Source organism: Salinarimonas soli (assembly GCF_008386575.1).
GTDB lineage: Bacteria > Pseudomonadota > Alphaproteobacteria > Rhizobiales > Beijerinckiaceae > Salinarimonas_A > Salinarimonas_A soli.
Map to the genome: position 1 here is coordinate 1 of NZ_VUOA01000197.1, position 352 is coordinate 352.

The window sequence follows — 352 nt, forward strand, 5'->3', positions numbered from 1 at the left end:
GCGCCATAAAAGATATTTGATCGGCTTAGTACTCTTCGCTTCCCTCACCCTCGCCTTCAGCGGAGTCCATGCCGACTTCTTCGTAATCCTTCTCGAGGGCAGCCAGGTCCTCACGGGCTTCGGAGAACTCTCCCTCCTCCATACCCTCACCGACGTACCAGTGCACGAAAGCACGCTTGGCGTACATGAGGTCGAACTTGTGGTCAACGCGAGCCCAAGCTTCGGCGATGGCGGTGGTGTTGGACAACTCGCCGACGGCACGTTGCACCCTGGGGGCCGCGTCCTCGGGGAGCGCGGGGGGGGCCAGGACGCGGCTGTGGGCCAGCACAGAGGGGGGCTACCCGCCGTCCTC

General features: G+C 63.6%; 1 protein-coding gene. It reads right to left on the bottom strand.

Annotated features, from left to right (window positions below):
• Window positions 1-25 precede the first annotated feature (25 nt).
• On the bottom strand, window positions 26-268 hold the full coding sequence (locus F0L46_RS27835) for a tubulin alpha chain (RefSeq protein ID WP_149822424.1): 243 nt from the start codon (window positions 266-268) through the stop codon (window positions 26-28).
• Between the last annotated feature and the right edge of the window lie 84 nt (window positions 269-352).